The organism is Nocardiopsis sp. FR4 (assembly GCF_009830945.1).
GTDB lineage: Bacteria > Actinomycetota > Actinomycetes > Streptosporangiales > Streptosporangiaceae > Nocardiopsis.
The window spans coordinates 174197-186862 of record NZ_VWVV01000003.1 but is presented as its reverse complement, the minus strand read 5'-3'; the positions used below and the strand labels follow the sequence as shown (position 1 = coordinate 186862).

The window sequence follows — 12666 nt, the reverse complement described above, 5'->3', positions numbered from 1 at the left end:
CCCGCGGGAGCGGCCCGTCGGCGTTCGCGCTAGAACTCCAGGCCCTCGGCGTCCTCGCCCAGGACGCGCTCCAGGAACTCGGGGTTCTCCGACAGCCAGACGCGGGCGCCCTCCTCGGGCTCGCCCTCGTACTCGTCCAGGGTCATCGACTCGAGGGTGGCCAGCTCGTCGTCGGTCATCTCGAAGTCCCCGAGCCAGCCCGCCAGCTCCGGGAAGTCCTCGGTGAAGCCCGACCGGCCGACGGCGTGGACACTCTCGGCGTCGCCCATGAGGCCCTCGGGGTCCTCCAGGTCCTTCAGGTCGTGCTTGGCGTAGGCCGGGTGCGGACGCCACAGGGTGACCACGATGGGCTCCTCGTCGGCGATCGCGGAGTCCAGCTCGGCGAGCATCGCCGCGGTGGAGGACTCGACCAGCTCGAAGTCGCCGTCCAGCCCGTAGCCCGGCATCGCCTCCTCCCGGGTCACCCGGGTCAGGCCCGCGCCCGGGTCGATGCCCACGATGCGGCCGTCCAGCTCCTCCGCGTGGTCGGCCAGGTCGGCGATGCTGTTCACGTCCTCCATGTAGGAGGGCACGGTGATGGTCAGCTTGGCGTTGTCGTACCAGGAGCCGAGGTCCTCCAGCTGGTCCCCGTAGTCCTCCCAGTAGTCGGCGTGGGTGACGGGGAGCCAGGTGTCGAGGAACAGGTCCACGTCGCCATTGGCGGCGCCCTGGTACATGGGGGCGACGTCGACGTCGGTGACGGTGACGTCGTAGCCCTTCTCCTCCAGGATGACCTTCCACATGTTCGTGGTGGCGATCGCCTCCTCCCAGGCGATCAGCGCGATGTTGACCTCCTTGGCGTCCTCGCCGCCGTCCGCGGGACCGGTGAGGTCCTCGCCGCCGCCACAGGCGGTCAGGAGGAGTGCGGCGCTCATACCGGCTGCGCTGAGGGACGCCATGCGCTTGCGGCTGTACATCTGGGGATTCCTTCCCTCGGGGAACTTCGGTGTGCGGGGTTCAGGCGGCCCGCGGGCTGTTGCGGGTGACGGCGGCGGTGAGGCGGTCCAGGAAGATGGCCAGGACGACGACGGAGATGCCGGCCTCGAAGCCGAGAGCGCCGTCGTTGCGGGTGATGCCCTGGTAGACCTCGCTGCCCAGGCCTCCGGCGCCGACCATGCCCGCGATGACGACCATCGACAGGCCGAGCATGATGACCTGGTTGACCCCGGCCATGATGGTCGGCAGTGCCAGCGGCAGCTGGATACCGGTGAGGATCCTGCGGTTGGAGGCGCCGAAGGACTCACCCGCCTCGACCAGCTCCCGGTCGATCTGGCGGATGCCCAGCTCGGTCAGGCGCACGCCGGGCGGCATCGCGAACACTATGGTGGCGACCACGCCGGGAACGGCGCCGATGGAGAAGAAGAAGATCGCCGGGATCAGGTAGACGAACGCGGGCAGCGTCTGCATCAGGTCCAGGACCGGCTTGACGATCTTGCTGACCGGGTCGCTGTAGGCGGCCAGGACGCCGATCGGGATCGCGATGACCACCGCGATGGCGCTGGCCACCAGCACGAGGCCGAGCGTGTCCATGGCGTTGGTCCACTGGCCGACCGAGGCCACCAGGGTGAGCGCGAGCAGGCCGAACAGGCCCATCCGCCACCCGGCCACGGACAGGGCCAGCAGGCTCATCAGCAGGATCATCAGCAGCGACTTGGGCTCGGTGACCAGGGCCGGGAAAACCAGCCAGCCGAGCAGCACCGCGACCAGCCAGCCTCCCGCGACGACGCCGGTCCGCACACGGGTGCCCCGGTCGAGCGCGCCCAGCACCGTGACGGCCGCCAGGAAGAGCAGCGAGATGCAGAAGTAGGCGTCCACGTACCGCTGGTCGAACAGGTCCATCGCCCACAGGAAGAGCTGCGGCGGCAGGCTGTTGACGACGGTGTTCCCGAAGGCGAACTGCGCGTGCAGGACGTACAGCGCCGAGACCGCCGCGACGACGACCGCCAGCGGCAGTCGGCGGGTGCGCAGCAGCGGGACCGCGAGGATCACCGCGGCCACGAAGGCGAGCTGGCCCGCCGCAGGATCGGTGAAGAACCCGGCCAGGGAGCCCACGGCCCAGCGGACGAACCCGCCGATGGCGTCGAAGACGGGACCGAAGCTGTTCTTGAGCCACGTGTTGAAGGCCTCGAAGCCCTCGCCGACGGGCAGGCTCGGCGGGAAGTCGACGGGGTTCACGACGTCTCCCTTCCGGTCGCGAGCGCGGCGAGCACCGACTCGCGCGTCACCGCGCCCAGGACGCTGCCGTCCTCGGCGACCACCCGGAGGCGGTCGGAGGCGGCGGCGCTGGCGTACAGGTCGGCGACCGGGGTGTCGGCGCCGACCTCGGGCGCCGAGGAGTCCGCGGGGGCCTCAGGGTCGATGGCCGAGGCCGCCGTGAGCACCCGGGTGCGGTCGACGTCCTCGATGAACCGCTCGACGTAGTCGTTGGCGGGCCGCCCGAGGATCTCCTGGGCGGTGCCGACCTGGGCGACGCGGCCGTCGCGGAGCACGCAGATCCGGTCGCCGATGCGCATGGCCTCGTTGAGGTCGTGCGTGATGAAGACGATGGTCTTGCCCAGGCTCGCCTGGAGCTCCAGCAGCTGGGTCTGCATGTCCCGGCGGATCAGCGGGTCCAGGGCGCTGAAGGCCTCGTCCATGAGGATGATGTCGGTGTCGGCGGCCAGGGCCCTGGCCAGGCCGACGCGCTGCTGCATTCCGCCGGACAACTGGTGCGGGAACTTGTCCTCCCAGCCGGCCAGGCCCACCAGCTCCAGGGTCTCGCGGGCCTTGGCGTGGCGCTCCGCGCGCGGCATGCCGCGCAGCTCCAGGCCGTAGGCGGCGTTGTCCAGGACCGTGCGGTGGGGCAGCAGCGCGAAGTGCTGGAAGACCATGCTGATCTTCTCGCCCCGCAGCTTCAGGAGGTCCTTCCTGCCGAGTCCGGTGAGGTCCACGCCGTCGATCTCGACCGTCCCCGCGGTGGGTTCCAGCAGGCCGTTGAGCATCCGGATCAGGGTGGACTTCCCCGATCCGGACAGGCCCATGACGACGAAGATCTCGCCCGGTTCGACCTCGAAGGAGACGTCGATGACGGCGGCCGTCACGTCGAGGTCGGCGATGGTGTCACGGTGGCTGCCGTCCGAGAGCCGCTCGACGGCGGCCCTGGACTGTCTGCCGAACACCTTGTACAAGTGGTCTGCGCGTACTGCTGGCACGGTCTCCTCGTGGGGCTGTCCCGGCCGCGTGGCGCGGCGGGGCGCAGTCCGCCCCATCGCCGACCCGCGGTTGTCACAGGTAGTCGGCTTGCGCAGAGCCCCCGTACGCGCCCCTTCACGAGGCCGAACCGCTACCTGGTTCACGTCGGGGCGCAACCTTACCGAGGCGTGTACACACAGGTCAGATCGGTAGATCACCGACAAATAACATGTTTAAACCGTGTAAAAACGGTCCGTCGACCTATGACGGCGGATGTCGGCCCCCGCGGACAGCGATATGTGATCTATACCACTGTCTTTTCAAACGTGACCTTGGCCACACTCAGAAGAAGCCCAGGTCAGACGACGGAACGTGGCAGTCCATGACCGTACCGTAGCCCTAGATCCGGGCGCGGGTGAAGTTCTGGTGCGACCTGGAGGGGGTCGGTCCGCGCTGGCCCTGGTAGCGGGAGCCGTACCCGGCCGAACCGTAGGGGTGCTCGGCGGGCGAGGAGAGGCGGAACATGCACAGCTGGCCGATCTTCATGCCCGGGTAGAGCTTGATCGGCAGAGTGGCCACGTTGGACAGCTCCAGGGTCACGTGCCCGGAGAAGCCGGGGTCGATGAACCCCGCGGTGGAGTGGGTGAGCAGCCCCAGGCGCCCCAGGGAGCTCTTGCCCTCCAGTCTGCTGGCGATGTCGTCGGGAAGGCTGACGACCTCGTAGGTCGACGCCAGCACGAACTCGCCCGGGTGGAGGATGAAGGCCTCCTCGCCGTCGGTCTCGACCAGCCGGGTGAGGTCCGGCTGTTCGGCCGAGGGGTCGATGTGCGGGTACTTGTGGTTCTCGAACACCCGGAAGAAGCGGTCCAGCCGTACGTCGATGCTGGAGGGTTGGACGAGGCCGGGGTCGAAGGGGTCGATCCGGACCCGCCCGGCGTCGATTTCGGACCTGATATCGCGATCGGAGAGCAGCACGCTCCGAACCTACCGCCTGGGGCAACGCACGGTAGTCGGGCGCCCCTGGGGTGCGGAGCTCCGCGCCGACTTGCCCACGGGACCCGGAGTTGGGCTAGGATGACATGCGTCGCCAGCCGGTACTCCCGGCGGTGCCACGCGGATGTAGTTCAATGGTAGAACTTCAGCTTCCCAAGCTGATAACGCGGGTTCGATTCCCGTCATCCGCTCCAGACACACAGACGGCCAGGTCGTTCGGGGTTTTCCGAACACCTGGCCGCACTGCTTTCCGGGGGTCTGGGCCGAGGTCCGTGCCACATACGTGCCACACGCGCGGACGCCGACCTCAGCGACGGGCACCTGTGGAGGACGGTTCGTCCCCGTCCCCCTCGGCCCGGTTCGCCCTCAGCTCCTCGGCCACCCTCTCCCCCAGACGGTCCGCGATCTCACGTTCGCGTTCGTCGCGCGCGTGGAGGTAGATCATCGCCGCGCGGGCACTGGAGTGCCCCATCCGCCGCATGAGTTCACGCACGGAGGCACCGGCCTCGGCCGCGTAGGTGTTGCCGGTGTGCCGAAGGTCGTGGAGGTGGACGTCCTCCAGGCCCACGGCCGCGCAGGCGTCGGCCCAGTACTTCGTGAAGTTGCCCCGTCGGAGCTGGTTGCCGCGTACGCCGACGAACACGAACCCGTCCGGCTCGGGTGCCGAGTACTCGTCCAGGTGGCGGCGCAGGTCCGGAACGACCAGTTCAGGAAGGGACACCGTCCGGTGGCCCGCCCGGGACTTGGGCCTGCCCCTGTAGAGCCCTCCCACGTCCGAGACCGTCTCGCGCACGGTCACAGTCCGCCTGTCCAGATCGGGGTGTCGGCGGCGCGGCCCGCCAGCTCTCCCCATCGCAGACTGCCGAACGTCGCCAGCAGCACCAGCGCCCGGTACCGCGGTTTGATCGCCTCGGCCAGCTCGAAGACCTCGGCCACCGACAGCACCGGGCGTTCCTCGGTCTCCTCCAAGCCCGCGCCGTCGATCTGGCAGGGATTCTCGCGGATCAGCCTGTCCTTGACGGCGGTGTTCAGTACCGCCCGCATGAGCCGGTACGCCTTGGGCACCTGGGCCTTTCCCCTCTTGCGCCGGAGCCGGGAGGAGCGCCAGCGGCGGATGTCGGCCTCCTTGATCTCGCTCAGGAGCATGGTGCCGAACGTCGGAGCCAGGTGGAGGCGGAGCAGGTCCTCATAGGTGCGCCGGGTCTTGCGCGTCAGGTCACGGTGCTCGATCCACTCGGCCGCGTACTCACCGAAGGGCAGGGCACCGGCCTCGGGGGCGAACCAGTCCCCCTGTGCGATCTCCGCCTCCTTGAGCGTCAGCCAGCGCTGGGTGCGTGCGGCCATGGACCGCGGCTGGAGCGTGCCGGGCGACCTCAGCGTGACGGGATGGGACAACAACCCGGTGGGCGCCTACCTCTCCCCCTCCCTGACCACGGTCGACGTGGACCTGGAGCGGCTGGGCGGCGGCGCCATGGATCGCCTGGTCGCCGCGGTCCGCGGCACCGAGCCCGCGACCTCGCGCACACCGCTCAACCGGATCCTGTGGCGTGAGTCCACCGGGCCTGGGCCCTGGCACCGGTAGTGCCGTCCGCTCACATCGGGGCTGGCGCACGGTGGACACCGTCTCCCCCGGCCGACTGGACCTGCGGACGGGCGGCGTTCGCGGAGCGGCACCGGAAGCGTGGGAAGCCAGCCTCACACGCGGCCGCGAGCCCCTGTGCGTGAGCTGCGAACGAGGCGCGACGGGCCCGGAGCACCTCGCGGACGGGGCCGGAAGCGGCGGCCCTACCACGAGAGCGTTTCGGGGCGCAACTCCGGGGCAGTGGGGGCCAACAGGAGGTGCCCCCCGTGGATACCACAACCATCATCATCGCCGTAGTAGTGGCGGTCGTCGTCATCGCCGCCGTGATCGCGTTCGCCGTGTTCTCCTCGCGCCGTCCGGCTCGGCGCACCGCACAGCTCAAGAAGCGGTTCGGGCCGGAGTACGACCACGCCGTGGAAGTGCACGGCGACAAGGGCGCCGCGGAACGCGACCTGTCCGAGCGGCTCCGCCGACACGACAACCTGAGGCTCCGCGAGCTCACCTCCCGGGAGCGGGAGGCACACTCGGTGGCGTGGTCCTCGGTCCAGCAGGAGTTCGTGGACGACCCCGTCCGCGCCATCAGGAACGCGCGCCGCGTGGTGGAGTCCGCCATGGCGGACCTCGGTTACCCCGAGGTCCGCACCACCGGCGACCCCGACCAGGCCTTCGAGCAGCGGGTCAGGGAACTGTCGGTGGAGCACCCCCGCGCGGTCGCCCGGTACCGCCGCGCGCAGGCCGCCAGACCCGCCGCGGACCCGAGCGGAACCGAGCACATGCGTGAGGAACTGGTGGCCTACCGCGGCCTGGTGGACGCCCTCGTGGGCGGTCTGCCGAAGGTCGGCGCCACCACTTCGGACCCGGCACGACGGTCCTCTCCGGGCAACGGAACGGAGGAGGCCCGATGACCAGATCGGACGACATGGGAACCCCCGAACACCGAACGGGCCGGAGCGCGCACGCGCGTGACGGCTATGAGGACGCGGGAACGACCGGAGCGACCGCGCCGGGACCGGTGGCGGTCGACGCCGAGGTGGCCGACGCCCCCGGCGGGTCCGCGGGCGACGACACGGTGGTCGCGGACGACCGCCGTGAGGCCGAGCGCCGGGCCGCGGCGGGCGGGACCGGCCGCGGCTCCGTGCCGCGCCAGGCCGGGTCCGACACCGGCCGCTCCGGCGGCCAGGAGTGGAGCCCGCGGCCGCGCGGCGTGGACCCCGGTGAGGTCCGCGAACGCTGGACCACGGTGCAGGGCGGGTTCGTCGACGACCCCGCGCGGGCCGTGCGGGAGGCGGACACCCTGGCCGAGGAGGTCGCGGCGGCCGTGGTCTCGGAGATCGAGGCGCGGCGCTCGGTGCTGCGCTCCTCGTGGAGCGGCGCGGGCGCGGCGGACACCGCCGACACCGAGTCGCTCCGGGTGGCCCTGCGCGACTACCGCTCCTTCGTGGAGCGCCTGCTCGCCAGCGCCTGACCGCCCTCGGCGGGGGCGGCCCTCTCGGACCGGACCCGGAAGATGCGGAACCGGGGCCCGGGGCGGCGCGACAGCCGCCCCGGGCCCTCGCCTGTACCCGGACCCCCGCACGTACGCGGACCCCCTCATGTGCCCGACGATCCCCACGCGCTCCCGGCGGCTCCCAGGCCGCGGCCCCTCTCGGACAGCGGGCCGCCCCCTTCCGGGTCACCGGCCGCACCCCGGGGCCTTCCCCGCACGGCTGTTCCTCCCCCGCCGCCCGGGACCGCCCCTCCCGGGACGCGCCCAGGCGACCCGGACACGACGGGGTCCCCGGTGCGGAAGACGTCTTCCGCACCGGGGACCCGCCGAGAACCCCGGTACCGGCCGCGAGGAGCTCAGTAGCGGTGCTGCCCCCGGTGCTGCCCCTCCTCCTCGCGGTTCCCCTGACGCGGCACGCTCCCCTCGCGCCCGCGCTCCTCCTTGTGGCTCCCCTGCCTCTCCTTGGGCTCGTCGCGCAACTCGACGTAGGGCTCCTCGTCCTCGGGGAGCCCGCCGGAGATGGCGCGTCCGCGCTCGATCTCGGCGTTGAGCTCCTCGCCGAACAGGATCGCGATGTTGGTGATCCACAGCCACACGAGGAAGATGACCACCGTCGCCAAGCTGCCGTAGGTTCTGCCGTAGGAGGCGAAGTTGGCGACGTAGAGGGCGAAGGCGGCGGAGGCGAGCATCCACAGCACGATCGCCAGGACGCTCCCGGGGCTGACCCACCGGAACCCTCGCCTGGCGTTGGGCGAGGCCCAGTACAGGAGCGCGATCATGAACACCACCATGAACAGCAGCACCGGCCACTTGGCGATGTCCCAGACCGTCACCACGATCGGCCCGAGTCCCAGCAGGTTCCCGAGCCACTCCGCCACGCCGCCCGTGAGGATGACGCCGACCACCGTCAGGCTCAGCAGCACGACCATCAGCAGGGTGACGCCGACCCGGATGGGCAGCGTCTTCCAGATGGGCCGACCCTCGGGAACGTCGTAGACGACGTTGGAGGCGCGCATGAAGGCCGCGACGTAGCCGGAGGCCGACCACAGGGCCACCGCGAGGCTGACCAGACCGAAGATCCCGGCCGCCGCCTGGTTGCCCTGCAGGTTCTGGATCGCCGTCGTCAGGAGCCCGCCGATGTCGGCGGGCATCGTCCCCGCGACGTTCTCGGTCAGGAACCGCGTCGCCTGGGGGCCCGCGAGGCCGAGCAGGGACACCAGCACGAAGAGCGCCGGGAAGACGGACAGGATCGCGTAGTAGGTGAGGCCGGCGGAGAGGTCGGCCAGACCGTCGGACCGGAACTCCTTCACGGCCCGGCGCAGGGAGGCCCACCAGGAGGTGGCGGGCATGTCGGTCGGTGCGTCGGCCTCCTCACGGGTCGAGCCCCGCTCACGCGCTCTGCCGGGGTCACGTTCCACCATCGTCTGCTCCTTCCCTGGCTTCTCCCCGGGGCGGACCGGGCGGCGGGCGGGAGCCGGACGGTCGTCGGTTCCCGCCCTCTCACATGCCGGTCCGCCACCGGCTCAGCGGTGACGGACCGGCGCGAACCGGTGGAAACGCATGGCGGGATCAGGAACCGCGCATCTCGTCGGCGGCCGACTTGGCCTCGTGCCGGGCGTGCTCACCGGTGGTCTGCGCGGCCTCGGTGGCACTGCCCTTGAGGTGTTCGCCCGCGGACCGCGCGGACTCCGCCGCCTGTTCCTTCACGTGGCCGGCGGACTCCGCCATCGCACGCCGGACCGGTTCCATCGCCTCTCCGGCGCGTTCGCTCACGCGCTGGGCGGCCCTCTGCTCGGCACGGCTCTCGGAGATGACCGAGGCGGCCAGCAGACCGGCGCCGAAGGCGATCAGCCCGGCGGCGATGGGGCTGCCCTGGGTCTGGCGCACGGCCCGCTCCGGCACCGACCTGGCCATGTCAGCGGTGTGCCGGACCTGCCCGGACATCTCCCCGCGCGAGTGTGTGACACCCATGACCCGCTCCCTCAGCCGACGGCCCCTGTCCCGGACCCGCCGGGTGCCCCGATGCGCGATGCTGCCGGGGCGGGCTCGGTCCACGAGTCGGTCGGTGTCGTGGACCAACTCGGTGCGGGTCCGGTCGATGTCCTGCCTTATCTGGTCGGGTGTTTCGCCCATTGGACATCCTCCTTCAGCGTCTCTATGGTGCGTTCGGGTTTGGGCGAGACCTCGCGCATCCGCTTGCGGCCCGAGGAGAACAGGACCGCGGCGGCGATGGCCCACAGCAGGGCCACGAGCAGCGCGGCCCAGGCCGGGCCGATGAGTTCCGCCAGCCCGAACACGACGGCGAGGCTGAGCAGCAGCACCGCCGTGTAGGCGGCGAGTCCGGCCCCGCTGAGCAGGCCCGCGGCCTTCCCGGCCTTGACCCCCTCTTCGCGGAGCTCGGCCTTGGCCAGGGCGATCTCCTGCCGGAACAGTGTCTGGAGGTCGCCGGTCACCTCACCCAGCAGTTCGGAGAAGGAGCGGTCCTCCCCGCGCGTCGGTCTCTCCGGAGCTGTCGCCATGTGGCCTCCCTCAGTACGGCCGCCCCGGCGTACCGGGGTCGGCGGGCGGCGGTGTGGGATCGTTCGACAGCGGCGTGCCGTATCCGGGCGACTCGTACCCGCTCGCCTCGGGACGGGACATCTCCGGGCGGTGGAACCGCGCGGCCACGTCGTCGGTCGCGGTGTCGCCCTGACGCGGCATCGGCGTCCGCTCATCGGGTCCGAGCGCCTCGGGCTGACCGTTCCCGGTCTGGTCGGAGACGGCCGACGACGCCTTGATCGCGCGCCCGACCACGAACCCGGCGAGCACGGCACCGGCCAGGAAGGCCACCGGCCTGCGTCGGGCGAACTCCTTGGTCTCCTCGACCAGGCCCTCGATTCCCCGCTCATCCAGGAAGTCGGCGGCGCTCTGCCCGCCCTGGGCCACCTGGCGCACGACGTCGCCCACCGGCGAACCGGGAGACCCCTGGTCCGCCATGGACGAAAGCTCGTCGGACCACTCGCGTAGGTTCTGCGAGGTGCGCCGGGTCTGTTCCCTGGCCTCCTCCCGCAGCCGCGACTGGACGTCCTCCGCGACGTGTGCGGCTTCCGAACGGGCCTCGCCGGCGAGGGAGCGTGCCTGCTCTCCGGCCGTGGACGCGACCTCTCCGGCCGCCTCTCGGGCGCTTCTGGTCAGCTGTTCAGCCTTCCCGGGTCCGCCCGTTCCCTCGTTCGAGTGCATCACCAAGCCTCCTCGAAGCCGGTTGTCTACTCGGTTGGAACCGCGCCTACCCCGAGCGCGCACGGCCATACATCGATTGCGGGATATATCCGCAAAATCCGCTGGTCAGCAGCGTGTCGAACGCGCCGCGGCGCGGCGGAGGGCGCCACCGGACGGCACCAGTTCCACCTGGTTCCCGTGGATGGGCGGCGCGGGCTCGTCGTCGGCGAGGAGCAGCTTGGGCCGGTAGGCCATCACGGCGGCCACCGGGGCGTCGCCGGGAACCCGCCCCTCCGTCCGGTCGGACCAGAGCCGGGAGTCGCGCCGGAAGGCGCGCGTCCCGGTACCGGACGGCGATCAGCGCGTAGTCGGCGACCACCCCGGCCCGGATCCGGGGAAGACGGAACCGCGCCAGTCCGGTGGCGCGGCTCCCTCCCCTGCCCTCGCGACCCCGCGTGGTCCGGGTCACGGCTCTCGTCACATCTCCTGGCCGCTCCCGGAGGAGCGGCCGGGGCGCACCGCGGCGCCGCTCACCCCGCGACGAGCTTGTCGACCGCCGCCTCGGCCTCGGAGAAGAGCTCTCGGTAGTGGCGGTCCCGGGCCCCGCCGGAGAGGTCCTCGCCCTCGCTGTCGAACAGCACGGCGGTGCGGACGTCGGAGACACCGCAGTACTCCGAGGTGCCCCGGCGCAGCGGTCCGTCGAACAGTCCGCGCACCAGGTCGGCGTTGGGGTCGTGCGCGGGGATTCCGGCCAGGCCCAGCCACAGCATCCGCTTCTCCGCCATCGGCGACCTGCTGCGCCCGTACGCGAGACCGTAGTTCCACACCCGGTCGAACCAGCCCTTCAACAGGGCGGGGAGCCCGAACCACCACACGGGGAAGACGGGGACGATGACGTCGGCGGCGCGGACCCGGCGAAAGTGCGCGTGTACCTCGTCGGAGTAGGTCTTGTCGCGGTTTCCGTAGTCGGGCTCGTCGGCCACCCGGTTGCGCGGGTCGAAGCCCTCGGCGTGCAGGTCCAGGAGGTCGACGGAGTATCCGGCCGCCTCCAGGCGGCTCGCGGCCCGTCCGGCCACGGCCGCGGTCAGCGAGTCCGGACGGTGGTGGGAGACGACGACCAGGGCGGTGCCGCCGTGCGCCGCGGGAGACTGCCCAACGGTGTTCTCGGAGTTCATGAACCCAGTACAGACCAGCGGCCGTGGACGGTCCATGGTCGAGAATCCGCGTTTTCTTGGTATCCGTCTACGCTCGTCCGCATGGACCCCCTGAGTGACATGCTCGGCGGCATCCGATCCGAGGGAGCCGTCGTGAGCCGCACCTCGCTGGAAGCGCCGTGGACGCTCCACTTCACCGGAGGCGCGCCGCTGACCATGCTGACCGTGGTCCGCGGCGGCGGCTCGGTACTCCTGGCCGACGGCACCGCTCTGGAGATCGCGGCGGGCGACACCGCGCTTGTGCGAGGCCCCGAAACCTTCCACCTGACCGACGGAGCCGACGCCTCCCGGGGCCCGCGCCGTACCGGCGAGATCGCCTGCCTGGGAACGGCGGATCCGCACGGCTGGGAGCCTGACGACCGCTGGGAAAGCGCCTCCGAGGGTTCCACGGCCCTGGTCGTGGGCGCCTATCGGACGACGCGCGGCCGCCACGAGCGCCTGGTGCGTACCCTGCCGCCCGCGCTGGTACTGCGCGAGGAGTCCGACGACGTCCTCTGGCTCAACGCGGCCAGGGACACCCTGTCGCGGTGGCACCTGCCGGGCAGCCAGGCCCTGATCGACCGCATCCTGGACTGGGGCCTGGTCTGCACCTTGGGCTGCTGGTTCGACCGCCGGGGCGACGACGCCCCGACGTGGTACCGAGGCGCCATGGACCCGGTGACCGGTCCCGCGCTCGAAGCCATCCACGAGCGCCCCGGCCACACGTGGACGGTGAGCTCCCTGGCCGCCAGGGCGAGGGTGTCGCGGTCGCTCCTCGCCAAGCGCTTCACCGAGGTCATGGGGCAGCCTCCCCTGACCTACCTCACCGACTGGCGCATGCACACCGCCGAGGAACTCCTGGCCGATCCGGACCTGAGCGTGGCCCAGGTGGCCGGGAGCGTCGGCTACGCCGATCCGGCCGCCTTCAGCACGGCTTTCAAACGATGGCGGGGGATGAGCCCTCGGGAGTTCCGTTCCGGGAGGGGATGACCGCCCCGAGACGG

At 71.3% G+C, this 12666-nt stretch carries 16 protein-coding genes, 1 tRNA gene and 1 pseudogene; 5 read left to right on the top strand and 13 right to left on the bottom strand.

The features are described 5' to 3' along the window. Positions 1 to 29: 29 nt before the first annotated feature. From FYW95_RS05535 to dcd, 4 genes are all read right to left on the bottom strand, one after another. Entirely contained in the window at positions 30 to 956 is a 927-nt protein-coding gene (locus tag FYW95_RS05535) for a glycine betaine ABC transporter substrate-binding protein (protein WP_159941703.1), read from the bottom strand. Positions 957 to 996: 40 nt separating this feature from the next. Further along, the gene (locus FYW95_RS05530) at positions 997 to 2214 is read right to left on the bottom strand and encodes an ABC transporter permease (protein WP_159941702.1); all 1218 of its coding nucleotides are present in this window, start codon (positions 2212 to 2214) and stop codon (positions 997 to 999) included. Beyond that, positions 2211 to 3206, bottom strand: a complete 996-nt coding sequence (locus FYW95_RS05525) for a quaternary amine ABC transporter ATP-binding protein (protein ID WP_159941753.1) — start codon at positions 3204 to 3206, stop codon at positions 2211 to 2213. The genes FYW95_RS05530 and FYW95_RS05525 overlap by 4 nt, the downstream gene beginning before the upstream one ends. A gap of 403 nt (positions 3207 to 3609) precedes the next feature. Continuing rightward, positions 3610 to 4185 (bottom strand): dCTP deaminase, encoded by a 576-nt coding sequence (dcd, locus tag FYW95_RS05520; RefSeq protein WP_159941701.1) that lies wholly within the window; start codon positions 4183 to 4185, stop codon positions 3610 to 3612. Between the two features lie 138 nt (positions 4186 to 4323). On the opposite strand from dcd, the gene FYW95_RS05515 reads away from it, so the two are divergent. Continuing rightward, positions 4324 to 4397 (top strand) — tRNA-Gly (locus FYW95_RS05515). Between the two features lie 113 nt (positions 4398 to 4510). On the opposite strand, the gene FYW95_RS28020 is transcribed toward FYW95_RS05515, so the two are convergent. Then, a complete protein-coding gene (locus tag FYW95_RS28020; RefSeq protein WP_236572059.1) occupies positions 4511 to 5002 on the bottom strand; it encodes a tyrosine-type recombinase/integrase in 492 nt (163 codons plus the stop codon). Then, entirely contained in the window at positions 4999 to 5547 is a 549-nt protein-coding gene (locus FYW95_RS28015) for an N-terminal phage integrase SAM-like domain-containing protein (RefSeq protein WP_236567686.1), read from the bottom strand. The genes FYW95_RS28020 and FYW95_RS28015 overlap by 4 nt, the downstream gene beginning before the upstream one ends. On the opposite strand from FYW95_RS28015, the gene FYW95_RS05505 reads away from it, so the two are divergent. The 3 genes from FYW95_RS05505 (at position 5546) to FYW95_RS28010 (ending at position 7250) form a co-directional block, all read left to right on the top strand. After that, positions 5546 to 5785, top strand: a complete 240-nt coding sequence (locus FYW95_RS05505) for a substrate-binding domain-containing protein (RefSeq protein WP_236567685.1) — start codon at positions 5546 to 5548, stop codon at positions 5783 to 5785. The two genes, FYW95_RS28015 and FYW95_RS05505, sit on opposite strands and share 2 nt — an antisense overlap. 266 nt (positions 5786 to 6051) lie before the next feature. Continuing rightward, positions 6052 to 6690 (top strand): hypothetical protein, encoded by a 639-nt coding sequence (locus FYW95_RS05500; RefSeq protein WP_201294709.1) that lies wholly within the window; start codon positions 6052 to 6054, stop codon positions 6688 to 6690. Then, positions 6687 to 7250 (top strand): hypothetical protein, encoded by a 564-nt coding sequence (locus FYW95_RS28010; RefSeq protein WP_236567684.1) that lies wholly within the window; start codon positions 6687 to 6689, stop codon positions 7248 to 7250. Before FYW95_RS05500 ends, FYW95_RS28010 begins: the two co-directional genes overlap by 4 nt. Positions 7251 to 7627: 377 nt before the next feature. On the opposite strand, the gene FYW95_RS05490 is transcribed toward FYW95_RS28010, so the two are convergent. From FYW95_RS05490 to FYW95_RS05465, 7 genes and pseudogenes are all read right to left on the bottom strand, one after another. Next, on the bottom strand, positions 7628 to 8620 hold the full coding sequence (locus tag FYW95_RS05490; RefSeq protein WP_370462366.1) for a YihY/virulence factor BrkB family protein: 993 nt from the start codon (positions 8618 to 8620) through the stop codon (positions 7628 to 7630). A 220-nt stretch (positions 8621 to 8840) separates the two neighbouring features. Next, the gene (locus tag FYW95_RS05485; RefSeq protein WP_236572110.1) at positions 8841 to 9242 is read right to left on the bottom strand and encodes a hypothetical protein; all 402 of its coding nucleotides are present in this window, start codon (positions 9240 to 9242) and stop codon (positions 8841 to 8843) included. Positions 9243 to 9323: 81 nt separating this feature from the next. Beyond that, positions 9324 to 9404 (bottom strand): annotated as a pseudogene (locus FYW95_RS28005) (DUF3618 domain-containing protein); the annotation flags it as partial. Next, the gene (locus FYW95_RS05480) at positions 9380 to 9790 is read right to left on the bottom strand and encodes a phage holin family protein (protein WP_159941698.1); all 411 of its coding nucleotides are present in this window, start codon (positions 9788 to 9790) and stop codon (positions 9380 to 9382) included. The gene FYW95_RS05480 and the pseudogene FYW95_RS28005, both read right to left, overlap by 25 nt. Before the next feature lie 10 nt (positions 9791 to 9800). Further along, on the bottom strand, positions 9801 to 10490 hold the full coding sequence (locus FYW95_RS05475; protein WP_201294707.1) for an ATP synthase subunit B family protein: 690 nt from the start codon (positions 10488 to 10490) through the stop codon (positions 9801 to 9803). A gap of 105 nt (positions 10491 to 10595) precedes the next feature. Continuing rightward, the gene (locus FYW95_RS28000) at positions 10596 to 10736 is read right to left on the bottom strand and encodes a hypothetical protein (protein ID WP_236567683.1); all 141 of its coding nucleotides are present in this window, start codon (positions 10734 to 10736) and stop codon (positions 10596 to 10598) included. A 263-nt stretch (positions 10737 to 10999) separates the two neighbouring features. Beyond that, on the bottom strand, positions 11000 to 11644 hold the full coding sequence (locus FYW95_RS05465) for an NAD(P)H oxidoreductase (RefSeq protein WP_159941697.1): 645 nt from the start codon (positions 11642 to 11644) through the stop codon (positions 11000 to 11002). Positions 11645 to 11725: 81 nt separating this feature from the next. On the opposite strand from FYW95_RS05465, the gene FYW95_RS05460 reads away from it, so the two are divergent. After that, positions 11726 to 12652, top strand: coding sequence for an AraC family transcriptional regulator (locus tag FYW95_RS05460; RefSeq protein WP_236567682.1), 927 nt, complete (start codon positions 11726 to 11728; stop codon positions 12650 to 12652). Positions 12653 to 12666 lie beyond the last annotated feature (14 nt).

Coding starts and splice junctions, on each gene's coding strand:
- FYW95_RS05535 (WP_159941703.1), bottom strand. CDS start 956: ATGTACAGCCGCAAGCGCATGGCGTCCCTCAGCGCAGCCGGTATGAGC.
- FYW95_RS05505 (WP_236567685.1), top strand. CDS start 5,546: ATGGACCGCGGCTGGAGCGTGCCGGGCGACCTCAGCGTGACGGGATGG.
- FYW95_RS28015 (WP_236567686.1), bottom strand. CDS start 5,547: ATGGCCGCACGCACCCAGCGCTGGCTGACGCTCAAGGAGGCGGAGATC.
- FYW95_RS28010 (WP_236567684.1), top strand. CDS start 6,687: ATGACCAGATCGGACGACATGGGAACCCCCGAACACCGAACGGGCCGG.
- FYW95_RS05490 (WP_370462366.1), bottom strand. CDS start 8,620: ATGCCCGCCACCTCCTGGTGGGCCTCCCTGCGCCGGGCCGTGAAGGAG.
- FYW95_RS05485 (WP_236572110.1), bottom strand. CDS start 9,242: ATGGGTGTCACACACTCGCGCGGGGAGATGTCCGGGCAGGTCCGGCAC.
- FYW95_RS05480 (WP_159941698.1), bottom strand. CDS start 9,790: ATGGCGACAGCTCCGGAGAGACCGACGCGCGGGGAGGACCGCTCCTTC.
- FYW95_RS05475 (WP_201294707.1), bottom strand. CDS start 10,490: ATGCACTCGAACGAGGGAACGGGCGGACCCGGGAAGGCTGAACAGCTG.
- FYW95_RS05465 (WP_159941697.1), bottom strand. CDS start 11,644: ATGAACTCCGAGAACACCGTTGGGCAGTCTCCCGCGGCGCACGGCGGC.
- FYW95_RS05460 (WP_236567682.1), top strand. CDS start 11,726: ATGGACCCCCTGAGTGACATGCTCGGCGGCATCCGATCCGAGGGAGCC.